Source organism: Stenotrophomonas sp. HMWF003, assembly GCF_003061285.1.
Taxonomy (GTDB): domain Bacteria; phylum Pseudomonadota; class Gammaproteobacteria; order Xanthomonadales; family Xanthomonadaceae; genus Stenotrophomonas; species Stenotrophomonas maltophilia_AP.
Genome location: NZ_QAIW01000164.1, coordinates 3,073 through 13,239 on the forward strand (window position 1 = coordinate 3,073; position 10,167 = coordinate 13,239).

Consider the following 10,167-nt stretch of genomic DNA (forward strand, 5'->3'; position numbering starts at 1 on the left):
TCCGGCAAGGTGTATTCCCAGCGCGCATTTGCGGCCAGGGTGATGTCCAGGTACACCGGGTCTGTGGCCGGCTGCACGATCGGACCGCTCACCTCGCCCACCTGGCCGGCAATCACCTTCACCTGCACGCCGTCGCCGGGCGCGGTGACGGGAATGCGCTCGGGCGCGAATTCCTGGTACTTCGGGTCGGTCATCTTGTCGCGCGCCGGCAGGTTCACCCACAGCTGGAAGCCGCGCATCTGGCCCGATTCCTGCTCCGGCATCTCCGAATGCACCAGTCCACGGCCGGCGGTCATCCACTGCACGCTGCCCGGGGTGAGCAGGCCTTCGTTGCCGTGGTTGTCCTTGTGCCGCATGCGCCCGTCGAGCATGTACGTGACGGTTTCGAAGCCGCGGTGCGGATGGCTGGGGAAGCCGGCGATGTAGTCCTCGGCGCGGTCGGTGCCGAATTCATCCAGCAGCAGGAACGGGTCCAGGTCGGGCAGCGAGGGGCCGCCGATCACCCGGGTCAGGCGCACGCCGGCGCCATCGGAGGTGGCCATGCCACGGATCGTGCGCTGTACGCGCACCGGGGTGGGGCTGCTCATCTCGACTCCAGCAAAAGGAAACCAGCCAACAAGATGGGCGCCCGGGTGGCAGCCGCCAATCGCCACGCCCGCAACCGATTGTTCCAGCGGTGGCGTTCGCGTGCCGTGCAGGCGCGCGCGCGTGCCGGGCCGTTGTCCGCATCGCCACGCGCGCCACGTTGCGCCCTACGACCAAAGTACTAGCGGCAAGCACCTGCGTTTGCATTGACCCCATCGGTGCCAAGGCAGACTCTTACGACGATCTCCAGGGAGACGCAATCTCATGAAAGGTTTTTCCAAGCTGGGCTGGGCCGCGCTCGCGCTGCTCGGCGCGTTCTGTCTGGGCGTGGTCGCACTGCGCCGTGGCGAACACATCAACGCGTTGTGGATCGTGGTCGCCGCGGTGTCGATCTACCTGATCGCCTACCGCTTCTACAGCCTGTTCATCGCCGACAAGGTGATGCAGCTCGACCCGACCCGGGCCACCCCGGCGGTGCTCAACAACGACGGCCTGGACTACGTGCCCACCAACAAGCACGTGCTGTTCGGCCACCACTTCGCCGCGATCGCCGGTGCGGGGCCGCTGGTGGGCCCGGTGCTGGCCGCGCAGATGGGCTACCTGCCCGGCCTGCTGTGGCTGGTGGTCGGCGTGGTCCTGGCCGGTGCGGTGCAGGACTTCATGGTGCTGTTCATCTCCAGCCGCCGCAACGGTCGCTCGCTGGGTGACCTGGTGCGCGAGGAGATGGGCCAGGTGCCCGGGACCATCGCGCTGTTCGGCGCGTTCCTGATCATGATCATCATCCTGGCGGTGCTGGCGATGGTGGTGGTCAAGGCGCTGGCCGAAAGCCCGTGGGGCATGTTCACGGTGATCGCGACGATGCCCATCGCGATCCTGATGGGCGTGTACATGCGCTACATCCGCCCCGGCAAGATCGGGGAAATTTCGGTGGTCGGCCTGTTCCTGCTGCTGGCGGCCATCTGGTATGGCGGCAAGGTCGCCGCCGATCCCGTCTGGGGCCCGGCCTTCACCTTCACCGGCATCGAAATCACCTGGATGCTGATCGGCTACGGTTTCGTCGCCTCGGTGCTGCCGGTGTGGCTGCTGCTGGCACCGCGCGACTACCTGTCCACGTTCCTCAAGATCGGCACCATCGTGGCGCTGGCGATCGGCATCCTGATCGTCATGCCGGAACTGAAGATGCCGGCGCTGACCCAGTTCGCGGCCAGCGGCGACGGCCCGGTCTGGAAGGGCGGCATGTTCCCGTTCCTGTTCATCACCATTGCCTGCGGCGCGGTGTCCGGTTTCCATGCGCTGATCGCCTCGGGCACCACGCCCAAGCTGTTGGCCAATGAGCGCCACATGCGCTACATCGGCTACGGCGGCATGCTGATGGAATCGTTCGTGGCGGTGATGGCCCTGGTGGCGGCGTCGATCATCGATCCGGGCGTGTACTTCGCGATGAACAGCCCGGCGGCGGTGATCGGTGCCGATGCCGCCTCGGCCGCGCACTTCATCAGTACCACCTGGGGCTTTGCGATTACCCCCGAACAGCTGGAAGCCACCGCGCTGGCGATCGGCGAGCCGACCATCCTGCACCGTGCCGGTGGTGCGCCCACGCTGGCGGTGGGCATCGCGCAGATCCTGCACCAGGCCATCCCCAGTGGCAGCAACGCGATGATGGCGTTCTGGTACCACTTCGCGATCCTGTTCGAAGCGCTGTTCATCCTGACCGCGGTGGATGCCGGTACCCGTGCCGGTCGCTTCATGCTGCAGGACCTGCTGGGCAACTTCATCCCGGCACTGAAGAAGACCGAATCGTGGACGGCCAACATCATCGCCACGGCCGGTTGCGTGGCGCTGTGGGGCTACCTGCTGTACACCGGCGTGAAAGATCCCTTCGGCGGCATCCAGACCCTGTGGCCGCTGTTCGGCATCTCCAACCAGATGCTGGCCGGCATTGCCCTGATGCTGGGCACGGTGGTGCTGTTCAAGATGAAGCGCGAGCGCTTTGCCTGGGTAACCGGCGTGCCGGCGGTGTGGCTGCTGATCTGCACCACCTACGCGGGCCTGATCAAGATCTTCGACAAGAACCCGGCCCAGGGCTTCCTGGCGCAGGCGCACAAGTTCCAGGACGCGATCGCCACCGGCACCATCACCGCGCCGGCCAAGAGCCTGGACCAGATGCACCAGATCGTGGTCAATGCCTACGTCAACACCAGCCTGACCGTGCTGTTCCTGTTCGTGGTGTTCTCGATCCTGTTCTATGCGATCAAGACCATCGTGCAGGCGCGGCGCAATCCGCAGCGCAGTGACAAGGAAACCCCGTACGTGGCGCTGCAGCCGCACCAGATGGCGGACCTGTGATGAGTACTGAACTGGTTCCGGTTGGGCAGTACCAGGCGCACCGCCGGTTGTGGCGGCGCCTGGTGCAGACCGCACGCCTGTGCTGCGGCATTCCCGACTACGACAACTACGTACGCCACGTGCTCGACAACCATCCCGACCGCGTGCCGATGGACTACAAGACCTTCTTCCGCGAGCGCCAGGAGGCGCGCTACGGCGGCAGGAACGGGGGCCGCTGCTGCTGAGCGGCGACATCGGTTGAATACTGGAACGGCGGCGCGAAAGCGCCGCCGTTTTTTCATGGCCGCAATCGGGTGTCGGCCCGTTCGTTCCATGAACCTCACCTGGTTCGGGCGGTGCGCGTAAACCCCACTCTCTACTGTCGGCCGCTGGCCGGCTCCAGGCGCGTAAACCCTACCCGGTAGTGCCGGCCGCTGGCCGGCTCTTCATGAACCCACGGTTTCACCTGGAGCCGGCCAGCGGCCGGCACTACCGGGTGCGGGGTGATTACGAGGAGCCGGCCAGCGGCCGGCACTACCGGGTGCGGGCTGATTACGGGGGGCCGGCGTTATTCGGTCAGCGTCACCGGGGTCAGCGTGACCTTGGCGTTGTTGGCCGCGCCCATGCGGTCGGTGTAGGCCTGCCCGCGCTGCAGCAGGTAGAAGCTGTCCAGGTAGTCGGTGTCGTTGGCGAACCAGGTGGTGGGCATCGCCTTGAGAATGGCGCCGGCGATGTCGGCGATGACCGCGTACTCCGGTGCGAACGCACCCAGTGCCGCCTTGACGCCATCGGTCAATGCCACCAGCAGGTCCTGGTAGTTGGTGTCGCCGTCATCCTCGAACAGCTGCACGTTGGCCGCGTCGAAGCGGTAGTTGCCCCAGATCACCAGCGGTTGGCCGGGCGTGTAGTCGGTGTTGTCGTGGTCCAGGTACGGCAGGGTCAGCGTGGCCATCTCGGGTTCGGCCGCGCCGATCTGCAGGCCCGACACCACCGCGAACACTTCCGCACCGCCCAACGCCCACGGCTCCTGGTCGTCGGCCAGGCGGATGCGGTCCAGCCGGGTCAGGTCGAGCGAGGCGCTGCCATTGGCGGCGAGCCGGATGCGCTCCGGCGATTGCAGGCCACGCGCCTGCAGTCCCGCGTTGACCAGCGCCATGCCCTCTTCCACCGCCGTGCGCGTATCCACATCGACGATCAACACCGGGAAGGCCGGCGCCGTGCGCGCATCCAGCGTGTGGCGACGCCCCTGCGGGTCGTAGGCGTTCAGCGTGGTCCAGTGGCGGTCGTCGCCGCGTGGCAACACCGCCACCCACAGCTGGGCGGCGGGCACGTCGGTCAGCCGGGTACCGGTGGGGACGTAGGCGCGGAGTTGCAGCAGGTCCGCGCCGGCGGCGGGCAGCCCTTTGCGCTGACGCAACTGGCGATCCTGCGCGGCCAGCGTGCGTGTGGCCTGGGTGCGCGCCTGCGGATCGAAGCGGGCCATCACCCGGGCCAGCGGCACACCGTCGGGGCGCGTCGCAAGTGCACCGGTCACTGCGGCGGCGAAGCCCGGCTGGGCGATCAGCGCAGCCACGTCACGGGCGCTGGCATCGGTTATGGCCTGCACATCGGCGCGTTCGATGCGCGCGGTCTGGGCAACGGCGGTGGCGCTGGCCAACAACAGCAGCGCGGTGACACAGCATCGGAACAGTCCCTGCGGTTTCATGCATCGTCCTGGCTGGACGCCGATTGCCATCGGCGGAGATGCCCCCCGTGATGCCCCCTGCCACGGGGTGGCGCATGAGCCCGCACGTTACGGGGCAATCGCGAGAGGGTCTGGTACCTGATCCACACTCTGGACGTCGCGTGGCTCAACGCCGTCTTCCCGCGGGCCGGCTCCACGCCATCTCCCCGCACCGGGTAGTGCCGGCCGCTGGCCGGCTCCAGGTGAAACCATGGGTTCATGAGGAGCCGGCCAGCGGCCGGCACTACCTGACGCAGGTGGGTTCGTGAGGAGCCGGCCAGCGGCCGGCACTACCTGGCGCAGGTGGGTTCGTGAGGAGCCGGCCAGCGGCCGGCACTACCGGGAAGGAATGCCGACGTTGCCGCGGCGTGCGATTCGCTGGGCGGTCAGGCGCCGGCCATCCATTTCAGGATCAGGCCGGTGACGTAGGCCAGGCCGGTGCCGGTGGCGTAGCCCACGGTGCCCAGCAGTACGCCCACCGGGGCCAGCGAGGGATGGAACGCGGCCGCGACCACCGGTGCGGACGCGGCGGCACCGATGTTGCCCTGCGAGCCGATCGCAAAGAAGAACAACGGCGCGCGCAGCAGCTTGGCCGCAATCCACAGCACCAGGATGTGGGTGAGCATCCAGATCGCGCCCAGCGCGAACAGCCACGGGCGGTCCAGCAGCGACAACAGGTCCATCTGCATGCCGATGCAGGCGATCAGGAAGTACAGGAACAGCGTGCCCAGGCGCGATGCACCGGCCGATTCCAGCCGCCGCGCGCGGGTGAAGCTCAGGCCCAGGCCGAGCGCGGTGGACAACAGCACCACCCACACGAACGCGCTGTCCAGGCTGAACTGGCTGGCCCAGCTGACGTTGGCTTTGAACCATCCGCTCAACGGTGCGGCGATCGCATGCGCCAGGCCCACTCCGCCCAGCGCCACACCCACGATCACCATCAGGTCGGTGAGGCTGGGAATGCGGGCGTTCTGCGCCTCATAGGCGGAAATGCGCGCCTTCATTTCATCGATGGCCCGGGTGTCGGCACCGTTGCGCGTGTCGATCTGCTGGGCGCGGTTGGCCAGGAACAGCAGCACCGCCATCCACAGGCTGGCACAGGCCACGTCGACCACGGCGAACTGGCCGAAGGTGGTGGCATCGGTGCCGAACACTTCGCGCATCGCCACCATGTTGGCGCCGCCGCCGATCCAGCTGCCGGCCAGTGCGGCCATGCCCTTCCAGGTATCGCCTGCGACGGTTGCCGGGTGGATCCAGGACATTGCCTGGAACGACACGATCGCGCCCAGGATGATGCCCAGCGTACCGGCGCAGAACATCACCAGCAGCTTCGGGCCCAGCTTGAGAATGCCCTTGAGGTCGATCGACAGGGTCAGCAGCACCAGCGCGGCCGGCAGCAGCACGTCGCGTGCGACCGGGTTGTAGAGCGAGGTGTTGTGGCCGTCGATGAGGCCGACGGTGTTGTAGATGGCCGGGATGAAGTAGCACAGCAGCAACGCTGGCACCCAGGCGAAGATCTTTTTCAGCTGCGGGGTCGGGCCACTGGCTGCCCAGAAAATCACGGCGAGCGTGGCGGCAATCAGGCCAAGCCCGACGATATCGTTGGTGATCAGCGCGGTACTGGTTTCGGTCGGCATCTTGCCATCCTCTGTCGATCGAAGAAAAAAAAAGCGCCGCATAAAGCGGCGCCTTTCCAGAGGTTAACATCATCTTCACGCTGCGCCACCCTGCAGTGCAGCGTTCGCCAGGTCGATTACGTCATCGCGTCGCCTGCTGCCTGCGGCAGCGACGCACCCAGATCCAGAATCACCCGGGTGCCGCGTGGCGCGCAGGGCTCCAGCTGCAGCGCCCAGCCCAGGTGGTCGCAGAGTTTGGCGATCAGTTCCAGCCCGATCCCACTCTGCTCGTTGCGATCGCCACGCGCCAGGCGTGCGTGCACCGCGGCGATTTCCTCGGGGCTCATGCCATGGCCGGGATCCTGCAGCGTCACCACGGCCCGGTCGGACACGTGCACATGGATGGTGCCGCGCCCGCTGTTCTCGATGGCGTTGCGCAGCAGGTTGCCGATGGCCGCCTGCACCACCGCCGGTGGCGCGATGATGTCGATGCGGGCCAGGCCGTCCACGGCGATGCGCAGGTCCTTGTCGCCCATCAGGTGGCGGTGGTCTTCGATGATGGCCGGTACCAGCTGGTCCAGCGCGATGCGCTCGCCGAGCGCGACCAGCCGCGCCGGTTCGCGGGCCAGCACCAGCAGCAGCTGGATCAACTGTTCCACGCCCTGCGCGGTGCGATGCACGCGCTGCATCTGCTGGCGCGCGCGTTCGGGCAGGCCCGGTTGCTCCAGCGCCAGTTCGGCCGCACCGGTGATCACCGCGATCGGCGTGCGCAGCTCGTGGCTGGCGGTGCTGACAAACACGCGCTCGCGCTCGACGAACTGTTCGTTGCGCGCCAGGTAGTCGTTGACCGCGTCGGCAATGACGTACAGCTCCGAACTGCCGCGCGGGTCCACCTGCACGCGCTGCCCCGGCACGCCGGGCTTGAGCCCGTCGATGCGCTGGGCCAGCGACCGCAGCGGGCGTACCAGCCGGCCCACGCCGAAGGACGCCATCAGCACGGTCACGATGATCATCACCACGCCGGCCAGCATCACCCAGCGCGTGGCGAATTCTTCCAGCTCGTGGAAGTCGTTGATGTCCAGCACCAGCGCCAGCCGCCCCAGCGTGGCGGTATCACGCACCATCACCGCGCTGGACCGACCATTGATCACCACCCCGTCGTGCAGGCCCGGGTGCAGCGTGCGCAGGATCGGGGGCACGCGCTCGCTGCCATCCACGGTGAACAGGCGCAGCGTGTCCGAGTCCTGCCAGCGGTAGTGCGGCTCGTGTTCGATGTGGTTGACGATGCTGTCCAGCTCGGAGTTGAGCAGCGCGCGCCAGGCCGAATGCTCGGCATGTTCGTGCACGTAGTTGCCCACGCTGAACACCGCCAGCGAGATCAGCCCCAGGTAGCCCAGCAGCCACCACACCAGGCGCCGATGCAGCGGCGCGGGTTTACGCGGTTTCATCGGCACTGTCCGCGGCGCTCACACCCAGCCGGTACCCCACCCGTGGCAGGGTATGGATGAGCTTCTGCTGGAACGGGCCGTCCACGCTGCGGCGCAGTTCGTACACGTGCGACCGCAGCAGGTCGCCGTCCGGTGGTTCATCGCCCCATAGCGCGAATTCCAGCTGCTGGCGGGTTACCGCGCCGGGGCTGGCGCGCATCAGCACTTCCAGCAGCTTGCGGCAGGCCGGGTACAGGTGCAGCGCCTTGCCATCGCGATGCGCCTCCAGCGTGGCCAGGTCCAGCTTGAGATCAGCCACCTCCAGCAGTTTGCGCGGGTTGCGGCCGTGCGCACGCACCATCAGCGCTTCCAGCCGCACTTCCAGTTCGGGCAGCGCGAAGGGTTTGGTCAGGTAATCATCGGCGCCGGCGCGGAACCCGGCGATCTTGTCGGGCAGTTCGTCACGTGCGGTGAGCATGATCACCGGGACTTCCGAGCCGTGGTCGGCGCGCAGCCGGCGCAGCACCTCCGGGCCTTCCATGCGCGGCAGCATCCAGTCCAGGATCAAGGCGTCGTAGGCATGGCTGGCGGCCAGGTGCAGGCCGGTAACGCCGTCGGGGGCTACATCCAGAACATGCCCGCGCGACTCGAAATAATCGAACAGGTTGGCGACCAGCTGGCGGTTGTCTTCAATGACCAGGAGCCGCATGGCAGACTCTCGTGAACGGATCGGCGCATGGTAGCCGCATCCATGTCGGAATCCGGTCGCAATGGCCCGGTTTCGACGCTTTTCCTACGCTGTCGGGGAGACAGTACTGGTTTTGCCCAAGGATCCGGACGTGCCTGAAGCCCGCTTGTCCCGCCCGCATTGGCATCTGCTCGCCTGCGTGGCCATCGTGCTGGCGCTGCTGGCCGGGATCGGCATGCGCCAGCCCTCGCCGCCGGATGAGCCACGCTTCGTATTGGCTGCCCGCGCCATGGTGGACAGTGGGCAATGGCTGCTGCCGCATCGCGGCGGCGACCTGTATGCCGAAAAGCCCCCGGTATTCATGTGGATGCAGGCCGCCAGCCACCAGCTGCTGGGCAACTGGACCCTGGCGTTCCTGCTGCCGTCGCTGCTGGCGGCGCTGCTGACGCTGTGGCTGTGCTGGGACCTGGGGCGTCGTCTGTGGAACCGGCGGGTTGCCTGGTGGGCCATGCTGGCGCTGGCCAGCTGCCTGCAGTTCGGTTTGATGGCCAAGCGCGCGCAGATCGACATGGTGCTGGTGGGGCTGACCACGCTGGCCATGTGGGGGCTGTTGCGGCACCTGCTGGAGGCGCCCAACCGGCGCGCGGTGCTGCTGGCCGGGTTCGCCGCCGGCCTGGGCACGGTGACCAAGGGCGTAGGCTTCCTGCCCCTGCTGGTGCTGTTGCCCTGGGCGCTGTGGCGGTGGCGGGTGCGCGGCGACGACGGCCACGCGGGCCGGGGACGCGCCTTGTGGCTGCTGGTGCCGGGGTTCCTGCTCGGCACGGCGGTGTGGCTGGCGCCGCTGGGCATTGCCCTGCTCCACTCCACCGACCCCAGCCTGCAGGCCTACGCGCGTGAACTGCTGTTCAAACAGACCGGCACGCGCTATGCCAATGCATGGCACCACGTGAAGCCGGCCTGGTACTACCTGCAGGTGATGGCCACGCTGTGGCTGCCCGGCAGCCTGCTGCTGCCGGCGCTGCTGCCGGCGTGGTGGCGGCGGCTGAAGCGCCTGGATGGCCGCTACTGGCTGCTGCTGGGGTGGGCGATGCTGGTGCTGGTGTTCTTCAGCGCCAGCCCGGGCAAGCGCGAGGTCTACATTTTCCCGATGCTGCCGCTGCTGTGCGTGGCCGCTGCGCCGTTGCTGCCCGGGCTGTTGCGCCGTACCGGACCGCGCTGGCTGCTGCTGGTCTACGTGGGCGTGCTGGCCGCCGCCGCGCTGTACGTCGGCGTGCAACTGCTCGGCGGAAGCCCTTGGGCGCATGCCCAGCTGGACCGGCGTGGCATGCCCGACAGCCTGTTGCCACTGCTGGGGGGCTGGGTGCTCGGGTTTGGCGTGCTGCTGGTGGCCGCAGGGGTGTGGCTGCGCCAGCGACGCGTCGGCGCACTGGTGGTGGTGTGCGCCTGCCTGCTCTGGAACCTGTACGGCTGGGGCCTGATGCCGGCGCTGGACCCCTACAGCTCGGCCTCGGCGTTGATGCAGCGGGTTGGCCAGCGGATCGGGCCGAACGCGCAGCTGGGACTGGTGGCGTGGCGCGAGCAGAACCTGCTGCAGGCCGATCGCACGGTGACCGAGTTCGGCTTCAAGCGCCCGTGGGACGAACAGTGGCAGCAGGCCGGTCCATGGCTGCAGCAGGCGCCGGAGACACGCTGGCTGCTGGTGCTGGACCAGGCCATGAGCCCCTGCGTGGACGCCGCACAGGTGGTGGACATCGGCAGCAGCAACCGCAATCGCTGGCAGTTGGTACCGGGCCGCGCATGGCG

8 protein-coding genes are annotated in these 10,167 nt (G+C 67.8%); 3 read left to right on the top strand and 5 right to left on the bottom strand.

Features of this window, described 5'->3' with window-relative positions; translation table 11 throughout:
* Window positions 1–587: pirin family protein (locus DBR34_RS06810; protein WP_146186785.1), on the bottom strand; the 587-nt coding region annotated here is incomplete at its 3' end.
* A 262-nt stretch (window positions 588–849) separates the two neighbouring features.
* On the opposite strand from DBR34_RS06810, the gene DBR34_RS06815 reads away from it, so the two are divergent.
* Together DBR34_RS06815 and DBR34_RS06820 are read left to right on the top strand one after the other, a co-directional pair.
* A complete protein-coding gene (locus DBR34_RS06815; protein ID WP_128096230.1) occupies window positions 850–2,931 on the top strand; it encodes a carbon starvation CstA family protein in 2,082 nt (693 codons plus the stop codon).
* Complete coding sequence (locus tag DBR34_RS06820) at window positions 2,931–3,155, top strand: CstA-like transporter-associated (seleno)protein (RefSeq protein ID WP_038686969.1); 225 nt, start codon at window positions 2,931–2,933, stop codon at window positions 3,153–3,155. Before DBR34_RS06815 ends, DBR34_RS06820 begins: the two co-directional genes overlap by 1 nt.
* 323 nt (window positions 3,156–3,478) lie before the next feature.
* On the opposite strand, the gene DBR34_RS06825 is transcribed toward DBR34_RS06820, so the two are convergent.
* The 4 genes from DBR34_RS06825 to DBR34_RS06840 form a co-directional block, all read right to left on the bottom strand.
* Window positions 3,479–4,615: a DUF3103 family protein gene (locus DBR34_RS06825; protein ID WP_181393922.1), complete on the bottom strand. Its 1,137-nt coding sequence runs from the start codon at window positions 4,613–4,615 to the stop codon at window positions 3,479–3,481.
* Between the two features lie 404 nt (window positions 4,616–5,019).
* Window positions 5,020–6,270, bottom strand: coding sequence for a DUF819 family protein (locus DBR34_RS06830; RefSeq protein ID WP_128096232.1), 1,251 nt, complete (start codon window positions 6,268–6,270; stop codon window positions 5,020–5,022).
* A gap of 116 nt (window positions 6,271–6,386) precedes the next feature.
* A complete protein-coding gene (locus tag DBR34_RS06835; RefSeq protein ID WP_128096233.1) occupies window positions 6,387–7,697 on the bottom strand; it encodes a HAMP domain-containing sensor histidine kinase in 1,311 nt (436 codons plus the stop codon).
* Window positions 7,684–8,385, bottom strand: coding sequence for a response regulator transcription factor (locus DBR34_RS06840; RefSeq protein WP_128096234.1), 702 nt, complete (start codon window positions 8,383–8,385; stop codon window positions 7,684–7,686). The genes DBR34_RS06835 and DBR34_RS06840 overlap by 14 nt, the downstream gene beginning before the upstream one ends.
* 214 nt (window positions 8,386–8,599) lie before the next feature.
* On the opposite strand from DBR34_RS06840, the gene DBR34_RS06845 reads away from it, so the two are divergent.
* Window positions 8,600–10,167: glycosyltransferase family 39 protein (locus DBR34_RS06845; RefSeq protein WP_258223721.1), on the top strand; the 1,568-nt coding region annotated here is incomplete at its 3' end.